The sequence below is a fragment of the Xenorhabdus sp. PB61.4 genome, assembly GCF_963894935.1.
Classification (GTDB): domain Bacteria; phylum Pseudomonadota; class Gammaproteobacteria; order Enterobacterales; family Enterobacteriaceae; genus Xenorhabdus; species Xenorhabdus stockiae.
Window position 1 is genome coordinate 19,768 of record NZ_CAWQJR010000002.1, and the last position, 23,747, is coordinate 43,514.

6 protein-coding genes are annotated in these 23,747 nt (G+C 49.0%); all 6 read right to left on the minus strand.

Translation table 11 applies throughout. The features are described 5' to 3' along the window. Nucleotides 1–43: 43 nt before the first annotated feature. Nucleotides 44–13,075 carry a non-ribosomal peptide synthetase gene (locus AACX68_RS00735; protein ID WP_228858255.1) on the minus strand — a complete coding sequence of 4,344 codons (13,032 nt, stop codon included), beginning with the start codon at nt 13,073–13,075 and terminating at the stop codon, nt 44–46. A gap of 132 nt (nt 13,076–13,207) precedes the next feature. After that, complete coding sequence (locus AACX68_RS00740; RefSeq protein ID WP_228858256.1) at nt 13,208–13,996, minus strand: amidohydrolase; 789 nt, start codon at nt 13,994–13,996, stop codon at nt 13,208–13,210. Nucleotides 13,997–14,027: 31 nt separating this feature from the next. Next, nucleotides 14,028–15,260, minus strand: coding sequence for an SDR family oxidoreductase (locus tag AACX68_RS00745; RefSeq protein WP_228858257.1), 1,233 nt, complete (start codon nt 15,258–15,260; stop codon nt 14,028–14,030). Nucleotides 15,261–15,302: 42 nt separating this feature from the next. After that, a complete protein-coding gene (locus AACX68_RS00750) occupies nt 15,303–16,070 on the minus strand; it encodes an SDR family NAD(P)-dependent oxidoreductase (protein ID WP_099108418.1) in 768 nt (255 codons plus the stop codon). Then, on the minus strand, nt 16,067–19,189 hold the full coding sequence (locus AACX68_RS00755) for a PfaD family polyunsaturated fatty acid/polyketide biosynthesis protein (RefSeq protein ID WP_228858258.1): 3,123 nt from the start codon (nt 19,187–19,189) through the stop codon (nt 16,067–16,069). The genes AACX68_RS00750 and AACX68_RS00755 overlap by 4 nt, the downstream gene beginning before the upstream one ends. Beyond that, a complete protein-coding gene (locus AACX68_RS00760; RefSeq protein ID WP_228858259.1) occupies nt 19,186–23,634 on the minus strand; it encodes a hotdog fold thioesterase in 4,449 nt (1,482 codons plus the stop codon). The genes AACX68_RS00755 and AACX68_RS00760 overlap by 4 nt, the downstream gene beginning before the upstream one ends. Nucleotides 23,635–23,747: the final 113 nt, after the last annotated feature.

Consider the following 23,747-nt stretch of genomic DNA (forward strand, 5'->3'; position numbering starts at 1 on the left):
TGACTTTTCTGGTTTCGGGTATATTCCATTGTTATTGTGTTTTTTATTTCCGTCCGCGTACGACACGTTTTATCGTGTTGTACTGTGTATTCTTTTCGATCACCTTTCCGGTCATACGAGAATCCAGAAAATGAGCAAGTTGCTTAATTGTCTGGTGTTGCAAAAGTTCAGCCAGAGAGAGCCTGACTGCCAGTTGCTGTTCGATACGGGCTGCAATACGTAAGGCATGTAATGAGTGCCCTCCCAGAGCAAAGAAACTCTGATCGCGCCCAATCTGTTGTTGTCGTAGCACCTCACACCAGATATCCCGCAGATGGCTTTCCAGTGCCGTTTGCGGAGAATACGACGCGTTTTCTTCTTGTGGCTGATGGGAAGGATGCTGCAATCCGGACTGAAGTTCCGGCAAACGTGCCAGCAAAGCCCGATAATCAATCTTGCCATTGATGGTCTGCGGCATTTCATCCATCGGTACAATGACATGCGGCAACATATGAGCCGGCAGATACCGGCTGAGGAAATCGAGTATTTGCCCTGATATTTCTGATAGGGAGTCGGAAGGTATATCGTCATTTACTGCTGGCTTTAGTGAATCCGGTTTCAGGAACTCAGGTTTAAGAGACACACAAGCCACCAGCTGCATGTCTTCCTGTTTACCGGAATATGCTGTGTCGGAATATCCTTTATCGGAATAGGCAAGCAGTGCACTTTGCTGTACATATGGATGCTGCATCAGTTGTGCTTCAATCTCCCCCGGTTCGATTCGGTAACCCCGAAGCTTGATTTGCCGATCACGGCGACCAAGATAGAGCAGTTTTCCGTCCGGTAAGGCACAAACCCGATCTCCCGTGCGATAAACCCGTATGCTTTCCTGTGTTCCATCTTCCAGCGGAACGGACAATGTGATGAATTTTTCTGCCGTTAATTCAGGGCGATCCCAGTAACCCCTCGCCACTCCCAGTCCACCGATATACAACTCACCGGCCATGCCAAAGGGAGTCGGTGACAAATCATCATTCAGGACAAACAGACGCGTGTTGGCGATAGGTAAACCAATCGGCATCATGCCCTGTAAATCCTGCTGTTTGTCCGCACGATGGACACAGCAGCCGACGACAGTCTCAGTCGGGCCGTATTCATTGAATACGCCGATATCTCCTCCGTCCGACAGCCATCCCTGTACGGTTTCACAACTGAGCGCATCACCTCCGATCACCAATGAATGCACATAGGATCTCGCGGTAGCATCCAGATATTCCGATAACACGCCCAGATGAGCCGGCGTGATTTTCAATAAATGGCGATCTTTGGATGACGGTTGCTGTAATGCCGTTGCTATTGCAGCAATATCCGCATCATTCTTAATCACGGTAATGGTGCCGCCATGTAACAACGGCAGGTAAAGGCTGGTCAGGGTGGCATCAAAGCTGACGGAAGAATGGAACAGGCTCTGAGTTCCGGCCGTCACCTGATAACGCTGTGCGGCATCTGTCAGATAGTTAATCAGGCTGTGATGTTCAATCATGACGCCTTTCGGTGCGCCTGTAGAGCCGGAGGTATAAATCAGGTAGGCCAGTGCACTGGCATCATCAATGACCGGAGGTAACGCGTTCGATGGTAACGGCTCTGTCTTCTGATCCAGAGCCAGAGCTGTGATGTCATGTGTAAGACTGGCAGCCAGAGCCTGATAAGTCAGCACCAGACAGCTTTGGCTGTCAGACAATAAATAAGTGACCCGCTCCGTGGGATAAGAAGTATCAATCGGCACATAACAGGCGCCGATCCTGCTGACAGCCAGCATAACAGCGATATAATCCAGACCGCGGGGTAAATAAAGCGCAACTCTGTCTCCCGCTTTAACACGGTTGTGGTGCAAACGCAGGCTGATCTGTTCAGCCTTCTGCGCTAATTCGGCATAACTGACCTGCTGATGCCCATCAATCACAGCAATCTGGCGGGGAGAATTCTGAACCTGACGGGCAAACAGGCTATACACATTCCCGGCAAAAACAGGCAATGCTTCCCCTTGCCATTGTGTCAGTAGCTGCTGCTTTTCCCGTTCGTCCAGCAGGGCAATATCGTCCGGTCTTCCCGTCATATTATTGATTAACTGCTCCAACAGACGGATAAAATGCCCTGTCAGACGGGTCACGGTAGCGGCATCATACAAACCGGTGTCGTACACCAGCGTACCATGCAGGCCGTCAGAAAATGATGCCACCAGCACCAGTGGATAATTCGTGCTTTCCGTCGCCTGAGTAAATCTGAACAGATTTTTCTCTTCATCGGCCTGTTTGGGTTGCGGGTAGTTTTCAAACACCAGCAACGTCTCAAATTCCGGCAGTTCACAGGCTGATTTCAGATCAGCCAGCGAGATATCACTGAACCTTTCATGTTCCCGCTGCTGCTGTTGAATAGCGTTCAGCCAGTCTGTTGTCGTCTGATAATGGTGAGTAACAATATGGACTGGCAGTGTGCTGATTAACAGCCCGACCATTTTATCAATACCGGCTAATTCTGCCTGTCGGCCGGATACCGTCATACCGAACAGACACTCATCCTGCTGGCTGTAACGCTGTAACAATAAAGCCCATGCGCCCTGTACCAGCGTATTGATGGTTAAACGGTAACGACGGCCTGTTTCAGCGAGCCGCTCCGAAAGTACGGCAGGCAACCGGAAAGCATGACGTTGTTTTAACTGACTGGCAGCCCTGAGCGGATGAGCCGCGGGCAAGGATGTAGCTGCGCCAACATCAGCTAATTGTGCCTGCCAGTATTCCTGACACGCTCTGCGGTTATTTTGTTGCCAGCGAATAAACGATCGGAATGCCGGTGCGGATGGCAGGATATTATTCAGAGGCTGGGAAGCCTGCTGGTAACGAGAAGTATGCTGGTAAATAGATTCAACGGCTGTCAGTAACAGCCTGACTGACCAACCATCAAGAATGGCATGATGATGGCTGAACAGAAGCCGTATCGCCTCATCCGGTAATTGCAGCACGGTGATGCGAAACAGCGTTCCCTGCTCCGGTGTAAATTCTTCTGCCAGATCCGTTGCCAACAGGTTCTGATAATGTTGCTCAGCTTCCGGTCTGCTATAAGACCTTAAATCATGCTGACGCCAGTCCACTTCCTGATTAGGTGTGACAATCTGCAGCGGCTGACTGGCAAGTCTCATTTCAAAACGGCTGCGCAGAACAGGATAATGGTCAGTTACCTGCTGCCATGCTCTCTTTAAGCGGAGAATATCTATCTCATGCTGACTGAGCGTAAAGCAGAGTTGTTCGTGATACAGACCGCGGCCCTGCTCTGCCATTGAATGGAATAGCATCCCTTCCTGCGTGTAAGTCAGCGGGTAGATATCTTCTATTTCGCCATACCGTTGCTGCAACTGGTGCAGGGTTTCCGCATTCAGGCTGGCAAGCGGGAAATCAGATGGCGTGTATGTTGTCCAGTTCTGAGCCACGCAATGATCTGTCAGCAGGAGAAGCTGCTCTTTCATCACCATCGCCAGTTTATTGATGGTTTCATCCCGATAACACTGACGGTTATACGTCCACTCTATCTGTAATTGCCCCTCGTCAATGTAGCAATCTACTGCCAGCGCATATGAAGCGGTATTATCCGCGGCATAACGATCATCCAGCCCCATATCGGCAACACCCTGTAATGGTGTCTGATGGAAGGTACGGGTAAATTGGCCCAGATAATTGAAGCAGATATCAGCCTTCGGAATTGCAGGCAGTTGATGATTGGCATTTGGCTGGGAATAGCGTAATGCACCATATCCGGTACCGCTATAAGGCACCTGACGCACCGCTTCTTTTACCTGTTGAATCAATTGATCCGGTGAACAGAACGCTGGCAGTTCCAGTAGCAGAGGATAAATGGCGGTAAACCAGCCAACTGTACGGCTGACGTCCACATTTTCATGCAAACTTTCCCGCCCGTGTCCTTCCATATCCACATGCAGTAATCCGGAACCACTCCATTGTTGCAGTGTTGCCGCCAGCGCTGCCAGTAACAAATCTCCCACATGAGTGCGATAGGCATGTCCGGTATGCTGCACCAGATTCGTAGTAGCAGAAGGCGCTAATGCCAGCCGGTATTTAGCCGATTCCCTGACTAAGCCGGGGAACGGTTTTTCGCCCTGATCGCAGGGCAGTGAAGGCACGGCCTGATTCAGTTTTTGTTGCCAGAATCGATACTCTTCCTGAGCCTGTTCAGACTGGGCGTAATCGATAAGATGGGATGACCAATTAATCAAAGAGGCCGTTTTTGTCATCAGGGTCGGTTTTTCCCCTGCCAGCAGTGCCCGGTAATAGTGGCTTAAATCTTCGGTCAGAATACGCCATGAAACACCATCTATGACCAGATGGTGAACAGTCAGCAACAAATAGTTCCCTTCAGTGGTTATGAAATGGGTCGCTGTCAGCAACGGGCCATGTTCAATATTCAGCTGGGCCTGCCGTTCAGCCATGACTTGCAACAGCGCTTTTCTCACCGGGGTTGCGGTGATCCGACACCGCTCTATCGGCAATATTGTGACTGCTTCGTCTATCCGCCCATGACTCTGGCCCTGCTCGCCTGTCAGCGGGAAACGTGAACGCAGTCCATCATGTTGATTAACCACCAGCGCTAATGCCTGCTCCAGCCGCGAAATATCTGTTTCCGGCTCCAGAGCATACAGATAGGACTGATTATAATGGTGCGGATTAGCATGGTGATGGGCAAAGAACCAGCGCTGAATTGGCAGCAGGGCATACTCTCCCTGTACAGGCTGAGCATTGTTTCCGGCTTTATCATCAGCATTATTTGCCTGCGTAGCTTCTTGTGTCACGACAGCGGCTAATCCTGCGATAGTCGGATAATCAAACAGCATCTTCGGTGTGATCCGCAGGCCAATTTCCCGCCCTCTGAACACAATTTGCAGGCTGAGAATAGAATCTCCGCCCAGCACAAAGAAATCATCATCAATGCCTAAGTTCTGCTGATCCAACACTTGTTGCCAGATTTCTGTCAGCTGTTTTTCCAGTGCGGTCACCGGCATCCGACGATGCGGGTAATCAGGTTGTTCAGGTAAGGCAATCTGTGCCAGAGTTCGGCGGTCAATTTTGCCATTAGCCGTCAGTGGCAGTGTTTCCTGTATAACCCATTGAGTCGGACACATATATGCTGGCAAGCGCTGGCTCAGTTCTTGCCGCACATTTTCTATCTCTGTTACAGCCTGGCCTGCCACCCGTTTGTTCATGACCAGATAAGCAACCAGATGCTGACGACCGTGAATGTCTCTCATCCCTGCCGCTGCCTGAACCACACCCTGACAGGCAGAAAGTTGAGCCTCTATTTCTTCCAGTTCAATTCGGTAACCGTGTAGTTTGATTTGCTGATCTTTTCGGCCCAAAAATAACAAATTGCCGTCCGGCAGATAACGAGCCAGATCGCCTGTCCGATAGAGTTTTTTCTGTGATGATGAAGAGAAAAGAGAGGTGATAAAGCGGCTTTCAGTCAGATCCGGACGATTAAAATACCCCAGCCCTACACCCTCTCCGCCAATATACAGTTCCCCCACGGAGCCAAACGGCACCAACTGCCGGCATTCATCCAGCAGGTAAAGCTGTGTATTGGCTATCGGGCGGCCGATCGGCAATGCGCCATCACCTTTTATCTCTCCGGCCAGTGTGTCGTAGATACAACAGCCCACGGTGGCTTCCGTCGGGCCATATTCATTGATAATTCTGACTTGTGGTGCATATTGTCGCCAGAAACGCAGGGAACTGGCCGATAAACTTTCGCCACCAATGACCAGCAGAGGTATCCGCCCTGCCTGTTCCGGTGATAACTGCTGGCTCAACAGTTCCAGATGGGCCGGTGTGATCTTCGCCATTGTTAAATCCGGCAACTGTTGCCACGCCTGTATTAATGCCGGGATATCATCTCCTTCCGGCAGAATAAACAGGGTTTGTCCCTGTAATAACGGCAGAAACAGACTGGTAATAGTGGCATCAAAGGAGATGGAAGCATGGAGAGTATTTCCCTGTCTGCTCCGGTCTCCATAATATTCGCAGGCATGCTGGAGATAGTTTTTCAGCCCACGATGCGGAATGATGGTGCCTTTTGGCCTGCCGGTCGAGCCGGATGTATAGAGAATATAAGCAGGCTGCTCCGGTGAAATCACAATATCAGGATTAGCAATATTCCCCTGATCATTGGTAACGGCTTCTGAAATAAACTGTTCCGGATTCAACAAAATACATTGCTGCGCTGGCAGAGCTAATCTGGCCGCCTGCTCATGATTGGTGATCACCCGTGCGACCTGTGCATCTTCCAGCATAAACCGGGCACGTTCTGCCGGATAAGTGCAGTCAACAGGCACATATGCTGCCCCTGTTTTCAGAACGGCAAGGATCGCCACAACCAGCATGGTGGAGCGCGGCAGACAGATCCCCACCTGCGATCCCTGACCAATACCCTGTATCAGCAGATCATTCGCCAACCGATTAGCATGCTGGTTGAGCTGTTCATAACTCAATGTAAACTCGGTTTCGTCTTGATCCCGCAGGGCAATCGCCTGTGGCGTCCGACTCACCTGTTGTTCAAATTGCTGGTGTACCATCTGATATAACAGCGGCTGAGCCGTAGCATTAAGTTCGTTTGCCTGTTGCTGATATTCTTGTGGTGACAACATAGGCAACTGATAGATTGGCTGCTCTGGTGTATCACACAGGCTGTTCAGCAGACGGACATAATGCGTCACCAGTTGCTCCACCATTTCCGGTGCAAAGCACGCCTGACGATATTCCACGGTTAATAACAGGCTATCCGTCATTTCCGGCTGAGACAGTTCCTGAACAAACATCTCCTGAACAAACAACGTTAAATCGAATTTAGCTTCCGGGTTATTTATCGACTGACTGTTTATTGTGCCAGTCCGGCATTGCTGATGCTGCTGCTGTGCATTGAATACAAACATGATTCTGAACAGCGGAGAAAGAGAGCGTTTTTCCGCGGGTAATACCGCATCCACAACCTGCTCAAATGGCACATCTTTGTTAGCCATTGCCTGATTCAGTGTTTGCACACTGCTACGCAGGAACTCAGTAAATGACAGCCTGATATCCACGTTCTGACGTACAGCCAGCGTATTGAGCAATAATCCAATAACAGATTGCAGTTCGGGTTTGTCACGCAGTGTTACAGGGATCCCAACAACAATATCCCCCGTTGCGTCACCTTCCCCGCAGTAACGCTGTAATAAAATCTGGAACGCCGCCATCATCAGGGTAAACAGTGTTGTATCCTGCTGCTGTGCCAGCCTGCGCAACGCGGCGGTCTGTTCAGCGGAGAGCGGCAGACGGTGATAAGCCGCTTTTACATCTTCAGTCCGTTCAGAATGCTGTTGAGGGAATGTCACTACCGGTGGCAGATGGTGATAGACCTGACGCCAGTAATCTAACTGGCTATGCCAGATTTGCTGGGCTTCTGCACTGTGTTCCCATGCGGCAAGCTGCATATAATCGGGGACTGCCGGTTGAATGGCCTTTTCTTCTGCCAGATACTCTTCTGTCAAATACAATGACAGTAACTCATTATCCAGCAGCGCCAGTGACTGCTCATCCACCAGAATATGATGCAGGCAGACAATCAGTGCGCTGCCTTGTCTTACATCCGTAACCAGCAATAACCGATACAACGGTTGTCCGATCAGCTGAAATGGCGTTTCCGCCATATGCATAGCCCGCTGCTGTAACTGCTGCTGCCATTCCTGTTCATTCTGTACTTCGATAATTTCGTGCGGGCAATCAGGTAACTGCTCACTGTAGTATTGCCGTGGCGTGGTTCCTTCCATCCGTAAACGCAGATTGAGCAATGGATTGCGACGGAACAGCGACATGATGCTGTTTTGTATCCGTTCAGCATCTCCGCGGTTTCCGGTTGTGCTGGTCAGAGAATCAGTACGGGTAAACGTTTTGATACTGGTAATGTGATAACGACAACTATCAGGGTATAGCTGATCAAGGAACCACATCCGTTGCTGGGCAAAACTCAGCGGAGCTTCATGAACGGCTTCCAGATGCAGAGGATGAACACGGGCTGTTAAATCGGCTTTTTCTGCCAGCCGCATCGGAGTACGGCAGAGAAAAACATCACTGACTCTGAAATACAGCCGGAACTGGTCAGCCAGCATAGCGACCATTTTAGCGGCCAGCAGCGAGTGCCCGCCTGCGGCAAAAAATGAGGTATTACGTCCAATCGCCTGATGCCCCAGCAAATCCTGCCAGACCTGAATAATGGCCTGTTCTGTGTCGTTCTGGGCAGGTTCTGCAACAATTTCGCTTTCCTGCCTGACGGGTTTGGGGAAGCGCTTTCTATCTACTTTATTATTCGGCAGACGAGGAAATTCGGGCAAAAACACATAGCAAGAAGGGCACATAAATTCCGGCAATAAGCCGTTCAGATGCGATTCAATCTGCGCCTGATCAAGTTCAATTTCAGCTTTGGGAAGTATATAGGCGACGATTGCACTGGCATTCAGGTAATCTTCCCGTACCATTGCCACTGCATCAGAAATAGCAGAATACTGGCGCAGGGCGCTTTCAATTTCGCCAAGTTCAACGCGATAGCCACGAATTTTTATTTGCTGGTCAATGCGCCCCAAATAATCAATATTGCCGTCAGCTCTGTAACGGGCCAGATCGCCGGTGCGATAAAGGCGGGCATCCGGTCGGGAGCTGAACGGATCGGGGATAAAATGGGATTCAGTCAGGTCAGGCCGATTCAGATAGCCCGCCGTCACGCCCACCCCGCCAATGTAGAGTTCGCCCGCAACACCAATCGGCAATGGTGCCTGATATTCGTCTAAAATCCAGACCTGTGAGTTGGCGATTGGGCGGCCGATATGAATCTGATTATCATCTGTCGTCAATTCAGCATTCGTCGTACCCACGGTGGCTTCCGTCGGGCCATAGGAGTTAATAAAACGCCGGTTTTTCCCCCACTTATGCAACAAATCCAGCCCACAGGCTTCTCCGGCGACGATCAGCACCTGCAAATCCGGTAAATCAGCTACAGGCAGTGCAGCCAGTGCCGACGCCGGTAAAGTGACATGAGTAACACGTCGTGTAATAAGCTGTTCCAGCAGATCAGGGCCGGGCATGATAGCAAGGCGGGAAGCCATTAATAATGTGCTGCCGCTACAGAACGCCATCAGGATTTCCCAGACGGAAGTGTCGAAGCTAAAAGAGGCGAACTGAAGTATCCGGCTGTCTGGCGGTATAGCTAAAAATTCCACTTCCGTTTCTGCCAGATTACAGACTCCGCGATGGCGGACAGGAACGCCTTTCGGTTTGCCGGTCGAGCCGGAGGTATAGATGATATAGGCGGTATTTTCGGCCCGGACATCTGCCTGTGGATTGTCAGTACTGAATGCAGAGAGCTGAGGCATCAGCGTTTCAAGACAGAACAGAGGAACATTACCGTCCTGATAACGTGACACAAACTGCTCCTGTGTTATCAACAAACACAGGCCCGCATCTTCAATCACATGAAGGCTGCGATCCAGCGGGTAGTCAGGATCAATCGGCACATATACCCCACCCGCTTTCAGGATCGCCAGAAAACAGATCACCAGTTCCAGTGAACGCTCAACACTCAGCCCGACACAAATTTCAGGCCCGACACCTTGTTGAATCAAAAAACGGGCCAATTGGTTGGCACACTGATCCAATTCAGCATAAGTCAGGCATTGCTGACCGAATTCAACAGCAATGGCATCAGGCACTCGTTGTACCTGACGTTCAATAAGCTGATGCAGCGCAATATTATCGCTGAAGGGGCGTTCAGTCCGGTTCCATTCAGTCAGCTGCTGTTGCTGGCCGGGGCTGAGCAGGGCTACACGCCCTACAGCCTGTTGTGGCTGGTTCATTAACTGCGACAGAAAATAACAGAAGTTTTCCGTCATGCGGGAGATGGTTTCCGGCAGGAAGCGGTCGCTGGCATATTGAAATACGCCCTGTAATTCTCCGTCTTCACACCACATTTCCAGTGCCAGCTCGTATTTGGCGATTTGCACATCCCAGTGGCGTAACGGAGAAAGTTGTACTGCCCCCAGACGTTTGTGGGTAACGGGTGTGTTTTGGTAGGTAAACAGGGTCTGAAACAGTGGCGAGATCCCCGGATGATGATTATCTTCACCTCCGTTTTTTCCTGAACTGTTTTTTCCTGAATCCTCTTTGAGCAAAAGTAACAACTGGCTGAGAGGCAGATCCTGATGTGCAATCGCATCAATGAAGGTAGATTTAACCTGCTCCAGCAAGTGTTCGAATGACTGGCTGAGATCAACCTGATTACGTATCACCAATAAGCTGAGTAACAGGCCAACCGGCTGCTGCTCCTCACTATAATGACGATTGGAAACCGGTGTTCCCAGCAAAATATCGCTCTGACGTGAATAACGGGCCAGAAATGCAATAAATCCCGCCTGTAAAATCAGATAAGGCGTGACGCCATACTGATAGGCCAGTGTCTCAATCTGTTTATGGGCTCCTGAGGGCAGGCTGAAGGGCATATGTCGTCCCCGATAACTGCGGACGGCGGGTGTGGGAAAATCATAAGGCAGCTGGAGTAACGGCAGTGTTCCTGCCAGTTGTTGTTGCCAGTATTCACGGGCCGCCATTCCGGTTTTCCCGTTCACCCGCTGATGCTGGATACGCACATGTTCCCGCTGACCATAATGAGATGACCGGATAGTAAGCTCTTTTCTTGCCTGCAACTGCGTGTAGTTTTCCAGTAATTCATCCCACAACTGTCTGACTGATTCTTCATCTACAATCAAATGATGAAAAACCAGTACAATCAGATGATTGTGCGGTCTCAGTGTCAGCCCTGCCAAGCGTAACAATGGTGAATGAGCTAATTCAAAGGGTGAGGAAGCAAACTGGCTGATAATCTTTTCTGCCTGCAATGGTGCCTGCGCACCGTATCCGGTCAGATCCTGCCAGAGAATATCGGCAGAAACAGTCGCAGCTATCCGGGCGGAAATCTCGCCTTCCTGCATGACAAAGCCGGTTCTCAGCACATCATAACGGGTAAACAAAGCATCAAAGGCTTGTTGTAAACGATGCTGATCCAGCGCCCCCTGCCATTCGGTAACATAGGCCATATTGAAAATCGGGATGTCAGGAACAGCCTGTTGAATCAGATAAATGCCCTGCTGTTCATAACTGGCAGTATGTAAATCTGCCGTTATCTCTTCTGGCTGTTCGCTGGCATGCAGCATAGCCGCACATTGGGCCAGTGTCGGCTGCCGGAACAGATCACTGAAATGCAGCTTCAGCCCCGTTTGTTCCCGAACCTGAGCAATCATGCGGATTGCCTGTAGAGAATTACCTCCCAGAGCAAAGAAATTATCGTCACGTCCAATCGGGCCAACATGCAGTAGTGACTGCCAGATAGCCGCCAGTTTTATTTCCTGTTCGCCTAGTGGAGGAACTGGATTCTGTCGCTGAATGGAACTCTGGCGAATAGTCGGTGCCTGTAATGCCTTACGATCAATTTTTCCATTGGATAACAACGGGAATTGTGACAGGAACTGATAATCAGCGGGGCGCATAGCCGCAGCCAGCTGGGGTGACAAATAAGTATCTAGTGCCGTCTCTGTCACGGTTGTCTCAGGAACCGGACGGACAAAGGCCACTAGCCTGATGCCCTGCGGTTGCTCAAATGCCTGCACAATGGCCTGCTGTACCGCAGGATGCTGTTCAAGCAGGCTCTCAATTTCTGCTGTTTCAAGGCGCTGCCCGTTGATTTTAATCTGAAAATCATTTCGCCCAAGCAGGAGTAAATTCCCCTGCTCATCAATGCGTCCCAGATCACCGGTTCGGTAAACCGGCTGACCGGCCAGTTCCCCATTTTCCGGTGTAATAAAACGTGAATGGTTTTCAGCTCCCGATGACAAATAACCGGCACTCATATAGGGCGTACTGATCCAGATCTCCCCTTCCATACCTGCCGGAACACTTTCTCCCCTCTCATTTACTACTGCGATAACGGTATCATCAATGGGCTTACCCGCAGGGATCAGTGACCGCTGTCGGTCTTTCTCTGTAACCCGATAACAGACTCGTGCCAGTGTGGTTTCCGTCGTTCCATACAGATTGATTAATTGAGCCTGCGGTAACCGGCGCTGATAAAACAGATCCACCAGCGAACCTTTCAACATTTCTCCTGACAACACCGCATAGCGCAGAGACCGAAGGTCATGAGAAGATTGCGGGCACTCCAGTAAAACCTGAAACAGGGAAGGAATGAGATGCGTAATGCTGATTTGTTGTTCACGCATCCAGCCAAGCAATTCCTGCGGTGAGTAACGGATATCATGGACAGTAGGAATACACAGGGTTGCACCGTTTAACAATGGCAACAGCATATCCCGCAGGAAAGGATCGAACATCTGATTGATCAATTGACTGACTTTGTCAGCAGGCGTCACGCCCAGCTCACGGCTTTCCCAATGGATAAAATGCAGCAGGCTGTCTTCACGGCCTAAGATGGCTTTGGGCTGCCCGGTCGAGCCGGAGGTAAAATAGACATACGCCAGCCTGTGATGCTGAGTGTCACTGTCATGAATACGGGTAGGCAATGCGTTTTCAGGTACTCTGACAGACGGAATGATTGAATGTTGTTCCTGAATTTCATCCGCCAGCATTTCATCAACCAACACCAGCGAATAACCTTCGGACAAATGTTCCAGCAGTGGCAGCCACTGACGACAGGTCACAATCGTTGCGCCACGAAATTGGTCCAGCAATGTGGCAAGACGTTGTTCCGGCAGTTTTAGCGATAATGGCACAAACACTTTGCCTGCTTTCATAATGGCTAATGCTGCGGTTATCAGCGAAATACTCTCTTCCATCAATGTCATGACGAACTGACTGCCAGCCTGATCATGCAACGGTTGGCTGAGTCTAGTCACGTGCTCTGACAGCATGCGATAGGTCAGACTTTCATTTCCCTGTGTCACCGCGATATTTTCCGGGAAACGTGCAGCAATTTGCTCAAACTCGGTTGAAATAACCATTAGCCATCTTCCTTCAATTAAAAACATTCGCTTTGAATTAAAACAGTTGTGTAACCAGACAGCCCTGAAACGTGCCTTACAACGATCCTTTTCACATGATCTTTTTAAGACGCTTCTTTTAAAGCGCTTCTATTAAAACGACGGTGGAAAAACAAAAGGATCTGCATCTTTCAAGAAAGGAAAGCGTTCTCTGGTCTCCCGAACATGGTCAAGAGAGATGGTCATGGTTTTTACTGCCTCGGTTTCTTTTTCGTGCAGCAGGATTTCACCTAACGGATCAACCAGCATGGAATCCCCCGTATAATCGAGCTGGTTTCCGTCCTGCCCTACACGGTTAACGCCGATGACATAGCTCTGGTTTTCAATTGCCCGTGCCTGTAACAGGGTACGCCAGTGCAGAGAGCGTCTGGCTGGCCAGCTGGCGATATAGAGTGCGGCATCATATTGTCCGTTAGTATTGCGTGACCATACCGGGAAACGCAGGTCATAACAGATAAACGTGGCGATTTTCCACCCTCTGTACTCTACGATCAGAGGGGTATTTCCTGCGGTATATTCGTGATCTTCGTGAGCGAAAGTGAAGAGATGTTTTTTGTCATAATAGGCAATGGAGCCATCTGCATTGACCCATAACAGACGGTTATAGAATTGCTGGTTTTCAGTGATGATCATACTGCCGACAATGGCACAGTTTTTCTCAGCCGCCAGTTTTTTCATCCACAGAATACTGGGGCCATCCATCGTTTCTGCGATAGCCTGCGGCTTCATACTGAATCCGGTCGTGAACATCTCCGGCAAAACGATGAGATCACTCTCCACCAGTTGCGTAATGTAGCCTTCTATGTGTTCCCGGTTTTTTTCTGCATCTTCCCAAAACAAATCGGTTTGAATTAATGTCACACAGAGATCTTGTTCAATCATTGTAAACCCCGTTTTAGTCCGTATTTTCTTATTACAAATCCGCATCAAACAAATTTTCCATATAACCGCTGCCCGCTGACAATGAGCGGATTTCGGCCTGTTCACCCTGCTGTTGAGGTGATGGAATAAAGTTATTTTCAATCAGATAGTTCACATAACAGGAAAGCAGTTTTTTATCTGATGGCGGGCATTGAATACCGCTGCCACTGAGTAAGTCTGTCGTTATTTTGGTGGCATATTTGGCCGTTTCATTCATTTCTCCACCACCATGAACCAGCGCCAGCAAATCAGTAAAAACTGAACGATAAGGTTGTCCATTGAGATACAGGCAGCTTTGTGCCAGTGCTTCCATGTAAACTTCATTTTTGATGGTTTCAATGCGGTAACCAAATTCCCGCAAGAAAGCGACAATATCGTTGTATTTGATTGGATTGGGCGTCGTCAGGTGAAGGGTTTTGCCGTTAAATTTATCGATATTCAAAATGGCATACAATGATGCCTGCGCGATGTAATCAACGGGGGTAATATCGAAATCGTCCGTTGCACTAAAAGTCAGCCCGGTTTCGACCAGCGCCCTGACCATTTCATAATAAAGACCTTTGACTCTGGTATTTCTCAGTGGGTAATTGCCATTGGCACTATCGCCCCAGATGTTACCCGGACGCACAATAACCCACCTGAGTCCTTTTTCCCCCGCACGGTGAACAGCCTGTTCTGCTTCAAATTTCGTACGCTCATAGTCCATGTCATCGAATCTCTGCCCCACATCCAGATCCGTTTCATGCATGACAAAGCCATCACGGTACAGGTTTTCCCCCACGATACTGAAACTGGAGGTATAGAGCATGGGGATATCACCCCGCAGACAAAATTCAATGACATGACCTGTTCCCGTCACGTTGACGGCAGCAAGACGGCTATAAGATGCGACCAGATTTGTCCAGGCAGCACAATGGATCACCCTGTCAATTTTACCGGCCAGCTCAGAGTAAAAGGGTTCGGTCAGCCCAAGATTGGTTTCTGTAATATCACCCAATACAGGAATAATGCGATGTAAACTGTCGCGGGTCCGTTTTTCCGGATCGTAGGTAAATAAAAAATCTTCCAGACGCATCAGTGCCTGCTGATTATTTTCAGCTCTTGTCAGGCAATACACATTCGCATCAGTTGTCATCAGAATTTCAAGTAAAACTCGTCCTCCCATAACACCCGTTGCACCGGTCACCAGAATGTTTTTGATATCCTTTTGAGTATTGTTGAGCATGTTCATCCTCTACACTATCTACGTTAATGGGTTAAACAGGTTTCATATGGTGCCAACGCGCATTCCGCCATCCAGCGGGATCACCGCAGTATTGAGATAATTGGTTTTACAACTCGCCAGAAATCCGACAACTTCCGCCACATCATCGGATGTTCCCCAACGTCCGACAGGTACAATGGAACGTACGATCTTATCTTCCGCTGCTGATTCCATTGGGCTTGAATTGACAAACTGCTCCAGCATGTCAGTTTTGCAGACCCCCGGAGCAATCGCGGTTACGCTGATATTAAGAGGCCCCAGTTCGCGCCCCCAGGATTCGGTGGCAGAAATCAGACCCGCTTTTGATGCGCCATAGGCCGCACCACCCGCAGCTCCCCAAATACCGGCAATCGAGGCGATGTTAATGATGCGTCCGTATTTCTGCGCTGCCATGTAACGGACAAAAATCGATGTGCAGTTAAAGGCGCCTGTCAGGTTGACATCTATCATTTTGGCGACTTCCGGTAATCCCTGACCTGACAGGCAGAAAGTCCGGTGAATAATGCCGGCATTATTCACCAGTACCGTGATCGTTTTACCCCATGTTTCAGTGATCTGTTGTGCCGCCTGCTCAACAGAGGCGGGATCAGTGACATCCATTTCAAATATCGCCAGAGATTCCGGCTGCCCGAGACGCTCCTTAAGGAGCGTCAGTTTTTGTATGCTGATATCTGTTGCAGCCACCTGATAACCGATATCCAGTAAAGTTCTGGCAATCGCGGTGCCGAATCCCCCACCAGCCCCGGTTACAACAGCAATCTGCCTGCTCATCCGGTGATCCCTTCTTTAAAGGCGATATCAATCACTTTGCGGGCATTTTCCATGGCATCGAAAATCCGCTCTTCGAAGAAACGTACGTCATCCTGTGACATCAGCAGATTGGGATACATGCGGGACAATGGAGAGAACTGAATGCCATAGCGTTTGGAAATTTCACGAATGATGATGTCGCAGAATTTGACTTTATCGCTGTAACCTTCAGTAGACATAACCGGTGTATTCTGAGAGTGATACACCAGTGCCGTCGGCATTCCCTGTACTACCAGTGGTAAATCGACAGCTTCTGCGGCTTTCACAAAGATATTCGAAATCTGGCGCATGATATCGCCCATCCGGTCATAACAACCGGGATCCTGTTCAATCAGGCTGAAAGTGGTTTTAATGGCCGCCAGACCGAGTGGATAACCGTTGAAAGTTCCGGCGTGAATAACTTTACCGCGGGTATAGAGATTCATAATATCCCGACGTCCGGCAATGGCAGAGATTGGCATGGCTCCGCCTCCCAACGCTTTACCAAACGTCGCCAGATGAGGCGTCACACCCAGTATTTTCTGTGCTCCACCCAGCCCGATACGAACGCCGGTAATGATTTCGTCGAAAATAAGCACGATGTTGTATTTTTCACACAGCGCCTTGGTTTTCTCCAGATAGCCTTCGACCGGGAAAATACCCCCGCCATTAATGCAGATCGGCTCCATCAGAACGGCACCGATTTCATCGTGGTAACGCTCTATCGTCGCTGTCAGAATATCAATATCATTCCACGGCAACATAAAAGACTGATCTGTCATCACGTTAGGATCACGTCCCAATGTATCCAGCAGATCACCCTTGAACTGTTCCGGCACCGGATACGTCAGATCCTGTTTCTTACGCCAACCCATGATATTGTCTGCATTACCATGATAGTGACCATGGAAGCGGATAAAACGGTTTTTACCACTAAAAGCACGGGCGAGACGCAGCGCATTCTGTACAGCTTCGGTTCCGCTCAGGCAGAAACGCACCATTTCAGCACAAGGAATATGTCTGACCATCGTTTCACAGACAGCAACTTCCAAATCACAGGTATCAACGGAAGTGACTTTATTCATATATTCGATCAATGAGCTGTTGTAAGCCTCATTGTGATGCCCGACCAGTAATGCACCGAATTTACAAAACATATCCAGATGTTCATTACCATCCAGATCCCATACACGGGATTTTTCCCCGCGATTAAACGGGATCACTAACGGACGCTCAGGATCGCCAAAGTTATAGTGCGATCCTCCGGGCATCAGATCCCAGCATTTCTTATAAAAGCCTTTTGAGTTATCCAGACAGAGTTTTGTTGAAGCATCCATAGATTCTTTACTCCTCACCTTTGATTTTTGATCAGGTTCTGTTTTTTGGTTAGATTCTATTTTTTGGTCAGGCATTTGTTTTGTAACGATTTTTTCCGAAACGCTTTGTTCTGTAACGCTTTGTTCTGTAACACACTGTTTTGAGCTGTATTGCCCGTGACTCAACAACAGATGCTGTTTTATCTGTTCAGGTACAGCAACATTGAGTAATTCGAGTAATGCTATGCGGGTAAGGCAGGCCGCCCCATTCATCAGAAGTCTGGCTATGTCGCTGACGTGCCGGTTTTCAACCGCCTCAAAAGGAGTGTCTTTCAGCCATTCATTCATGGCCCCCATTGCCGCACCGCACCAGATTTGGTAATCCATATTGCGCACGGGATCGCCGGTAATCGCCCAGCGTGACGACTGACCGAGATACCACTGGAATACCAGCGCCATTTTTTTCTTCGGCTGTTTGTCTGCTTTGGCGATAATGTCGGGCTGATGGGTTGAGTGGAAATAGTCGATGGTTTCTTGCCAGATGTCTGACAGCGGTTTATGAAATATCTGTTTTTCCAGCAGAGTTATTTCTTGCTCTGGCAAGTCATCCAGACTGTCATACTGTTTATACAGGCTGTACAGTTTCTGTGCCCGTACGGCATACATGCTGCCTTGTTTCAAAACCTGTACTTTGGCACCCAGCTCAAACATATCCGCTGATGGCGCGGTAGCAACGTCACTGATACGGGCCTGCCCCAGCATTTTTTTCACGGCAGAGGATGTTCCCGCTTCCACACAACTCTGGTTGACTGAGCCGGTGACAACGTAAGCCGCTCCCAGTGCGAAAGCGGCCAGAATGGCATGGGGTGTCCCCAATCCTCCTGCTGCGCCGATCCGTACCTGATAACCGATTTGGCTTTCATATGCCGCGATTTCATCCCGTAGTTGTACAACCGAGCGGAAAATACAGGCCAGTACGCCCTGATCGGTGTGTCCGCCGGAATCACCTTCTACGGTAATATCATCTGCCATTGAAACCTGACGGGCCAACTCAACCTGTTCAGCCGTAATAAGGCCGTCTGCCCACAGTTTTTGCAGCAGGTTTTCGGGAGCCGGACGCAGAAAATGCTGGGCGACTTCCCGACGGGAAACTTTCGCTATCAGGCGATGGCGACGCAACACGGAGCCATCTGGCTGCTGAGCCAGCCCACTGACACGATAATAAACCAGTGCCGGACTGAGGTTGATATAAGCTGAAGCCTCGATTACCTGCACCTGATTTTCTATGCACAGACGCACACAGGCCATTTCCCAGTCCGGATTACCGGGGTTATGCAGCAAATTTACCCCGAACGGCCCTTCCGGTAATGCCTGCCGGATACGGGCAATCGCTGCGGTAATCCGGGGAATACGCAAACCACCGGAACCAAAGATCCCCAGAATTCGTTGCCGTCCCAATGCAATAACCATCTCTTCAGAATGGATACCGTTTGCCATTGCACCGGCATAATAGGCGTAGTCCACACCATAATCTGCCATAAAACCGGCATTCCCCAGATTGCCTGCCGTTATTGCAGGCAGACTACCCAGAACAGTAACCGGATCGGTTATTGGCTCATCCGTTGATAACAATTCCGTTGATAGCAATGAAATAGAAGTGCCGGATTTAACTACCCTCAGTTCAGTGCCCAAATCCTGCAAACGGGAAACGCTTTCCATCGACAGACTGTTTTTTAGCAATCTGTTTTTTAACAATTTTGACGAAATTGCTTTCGGCTGATTCATTTTGCGGCTTCCTGTTCCGGCGCTGCCGTTTGCTGTGGCTGACGACGGATGTACTTCACCCCCATGTTGTCACTGATACCCACGACATTGCCGCGATAAAGGGTTTCTGCGATGAAAAACAAGGTGATTGAATCCAGTGTGCCGTCCTGCTGTTTATCAGCGGTATAGCGGGCATCAATGGATTTACAGGTCAGCCGGAATTGCAGCACATCCCGCGTACATTTCACTTCCCCACGGAATTTGGCGCTGGTTGTATGTTCTGTCAGTGTTTGTGCTTCCAGATCCGGCAGAGAATGTAATCCGAGATAAAATAAGTAGAATTTCATCAATTGCTCTGAACCTTCTACCAATAGTGTTCCCGGCATGACCGGATCATTTTTGAAATGTGCCCTGAACGCCCAGTGTTCAGGATCGATATCAAATTCCCCCACTATCTGCCCCAGACCAAATTCCCCCCCCATTTTGTCAACGCTCAGGATCCGGCTTAGCATACGGGTATCCGGCGTACACAGGTTTTCACTATGAGTGCGTCCATAACGGGAGCCGAAACAGGCAGACAAATCCCCATTCATGACATGCGTGATATCTTGTGTATTAAATGTGGTTTTGTCGCAGTGCAGAAACGCGCTGGGCAGGAATTCAGCATACGATGGCGTTTTCTGTCCCCGCCTGTCTGGTGATGACTTATTCGGGGAAGGCTTATCAGATAATAAAAGCGTGAAGGGGTTTTCCGTGGCCGCAGCTCTGGCCTTGGCAAAATAAGCCTTACTGTCAAATGCACCTGCTTTTTCGATTTCCTTACGGCTAAAGAAGCCCGATGTGGCGACCAGCCGGAAAACCAGACGATCCCCCACATAGCAAAGATATTCGTAACCCGCCAGAAACCGGCTTCCTACCCGCATGACAGAAGTGATATTGACACGTCCGCGCAATACTTCTCCGGCTTTCGGCATTTCGCTGTAAATTGTCGTACTACAGTCAACCGCGCGGTAACAAAGCTGTCCTTTGAACAGCATGTCACAGCCAATTACGGTAAACGCGACAATCATCGCATGGGATGATTCCAGCGCGACGAAGGAAGGAACGCGGCCATTAACGGCATACCACGCATTTTCAGGAATATCGTATTCCCATTCGATGTAACAAGGCTCCAGCTTGTCTTTAACAGCAGAAAGCCCCGTAATACGGGAAACAAACATAAACGGAGGGGATGGCATACGGGTACGGATCGGGTAGTTATCGACTTCGGCATAATCCGCTCCCAGTACTTTTGCCACGCTCCCGTCGGTCAGCTCCAGTAATTGATGTTCATCAAAAATCACAGGGGCAGCCACTGCGGTTTTCTCCGCTATTGGCGACGCCTGGTTGGTTGATTTTATATCCGTGGATTGCGCTAAATTCTGCTTTATCAATTGATAAAATGTCTGTTCCAGTTGCAGATAACACAACTGAGTACGGGCATTGCGTATGAAATGGTTCACTTCCGCTGGTGGAAGGGCTTTTTGAGTAGTTTCAGTTTCTTTTGCTGATACGGCCTGTTGTTGTACAGAAATAGCTCTCAGAGGTGCAAATCGGGCTAATGTCTGCTCATTGAGAATAAATTCGTCTACTGTTTTTTCTCTTGCAGTATAAGTCGTCACTTTCAGGCCCGGCTGATTTGATACCGGCGGCGGTGTCAGACTCACTCGTTTACTGTTTTGTGGTTCACTTAAAATGACATGGCTGTAAGAACGGTCAATACCTAAGTGACTGATGGCAGCACGGCGCGGAGCACCCTCTGAAGCAGGCCATTCCTGAGTCTGTACCGGTAAATGGAATTTACCCGCAGCATGCTGGGCCAGCGTTTGTCTCTGAGGATAATCCGGTAATATCGGCAAGTAACACTGCGTTAATTGCAGGGCGGATTTGATAATGGCGAGCAAACCCGCAGATGCCGATAAATGACCATAATTTGCTTTCAGCGTACCAATGGCCGCAGTGGGTTTTCCGTCTGGTGCACCATAAACCCGCCCGAGTGCGGACAGTTCCGTCGCAATCTCGCCGGATCTTCCCCCGGCATACAGTTCAATATAGCCAACCTGATCCACACTACAGCCCGCAGCAGTCAGGCTTGACTGTGCAGCAGCAACAATCGCGTCTTCATTTATCCGGAAATCAAGTGAATGATCAGGTACGTAACTGATGCCAATTCCATCTAACATGGCATAGGCCGGTGTCTTCTCCTTGATGACATCCTGTTCACGTTTGAGGACAATCACACCTCCCCCGTCTCCGACTATCTGATTTCCATGCTCGGACTGGTGATCCCACAACACATTTTCCAGACTGCCACCAAAACTGCTACTGGCGATCATGACTGCGTCCACATGCTGTCTGCTCAGCATAAACTGCGCCAGTTCCAGTGCCTTAAACGGAGAGCTTTCTTCGTTATAAAGCGTAAAGGCCGGGCCATTCAGTTTCAGATGTGCAGCCAGACGGCTCGCCACGATATTACCGATTCCGCCGGTGATGCCTTCGGGATAAGGTTTCGGGAACAGGCTATCTTTAACAATTTCCTGCAATGCGCTGATATCTTCTGCCGATAGCTGAATACCGTGGCTCACTAAACTTTGTTCCAGCTGCCAGCTAATTTCATTACGTATCTGATAACGCAGGCAGCTGTAGTCAATTCCTCCCGCCACAATGACGGCGATATTACGTTTACTGCCATCCAGCTGATATCCCGCATCAAGAAAAGCCCGCTCTGCAATTGGCAACAAAAACAGATGGCAGCTTAGATGCGCTCCGATAACATTGGGCGGTAATTTGAATTTCCTACAATCAACGTCAAAAGTTTCAATATAGGAGCCTAACGGTGGCTGACTGATCCCGCGCATCGCCAGAATATCCGGGCGTTTTTCCATGCCAATCCAACGGGTTTTCGGCAGCGGATAAAAGTGTTGGGTTCCCTGCTGTAACGCCTGATCCAGCGTCTGGTTATCTTCCGTTTTTGCCAGATGAACACCAATACCAACAATCGCCAGACGCTCCGTTTTCTGCATTTTTTGCATCTGGGAGGGTATACAGGCGGATCGCCGTTCAGGACTATCTTCACTGATGACCATATGCCCGTTGACACCACCAAAACCAAAAGCATTAATACCGGCCCTTTTGGGGCGATGACGCTCAGGCCAGGGTCTCGCCTGCCGTACGATATGACTGATATTAAGCTTGCCCTGCGGTGTCGATACCAGTTGATTAACCCGTGGCGTGGCGGGGATCAGATTATGCTGCATGGCTAACAGCACTTTCAGCAGACTGCCCATACCTGATGCTGTCAGCATGTGGCCATTGATGGCTTTATTAGCACCAATTAATGGAATGTTTTCACTTTCATCAGCATTTTTACTGCCACCAAAAAAGGCTTCAATCGTTGACAGTTCGATTTGATCGCCGATATTGGTGCCGGTGGCATGACATTCAATGTAATCAATTTCCCGCAGACAGTTCTGATAGGCACGCTCCAGTGCAATATTTTGTCCCTGTTGATCCGGCACCAACAAATGTTTAGTACCAGCATCATTAGATAACCCAATGGCTTCAATCACTCCATAGATTTTATCGTTATCACGAACCGCATCGGAGTAACGTTTAATTGCTATAACGCCAATACCTTCACCGGCTTTTACCCCTTTGGATGATTTATCAAAAGGAATGGAATCTCCTTTTTCCGGAAAAACCTGCAATATATTAAATCCGTGATCGATATAAATATGATCCACATGGCAGATTGAGCCAACCAACATCATGTCAGCCTTGTGACTGAGAAGATAATCCGCTCCCAGTTGGATGGCATACAATGCCGATGCACAGGCGGCATCAAGGCAATACCGAGGCCCGGCCAGCCCTAATGCTAATGCAGCAATTGTGGCGTTATAGCCACCGGTTATTAAATTCTGCTCAGAATGATTAGCCTGAGGCCAGAATTGATTAAACTTAAAATCCGGTTGCCCAATTAATTCTCTGATATAAGGCTGTAATATTTTGTGATAAAACGGATTCATTAATTGTTTAGTGGAGTGAGTCGGCATACCGATACTGCCAAGAATTAACCCGGTTTTTTGCAAAATATTTTTATGCTGTCGATAGCCACTGTCATTTAATGCCTGATCTGCGGCATAAATTGTCCATTTAAATAGATCATCCAGTGTATTTAATTCTTCTTCCGGCAAATGATAACCTTTGCCATCAAAATGAAAATCACGAACATGACCATTATTAATATAATTAATTGTGTCAGGTTTAGCCGCTTCAGAAGAATAATAACAGGCCGGATCAACACCTAATTCCTGAGCTGATAAAGGAGTGGAACAATCTTTTTCATGCAATAGATTATCCCAGTATTTTTCAGGGGTATCCGCGCCGGGAAATAAACATCCGACTCCAATAATAGCAATATGTTCCATAAAGGAGAGACTCCTTAATATGATAGCGTTTCCCTGAGCGGATATTTTCGCTCAGGTATATTGTTTTATTATTCACAAGCCATAATTATTTTTTGCTATACACTTCGTCTTTC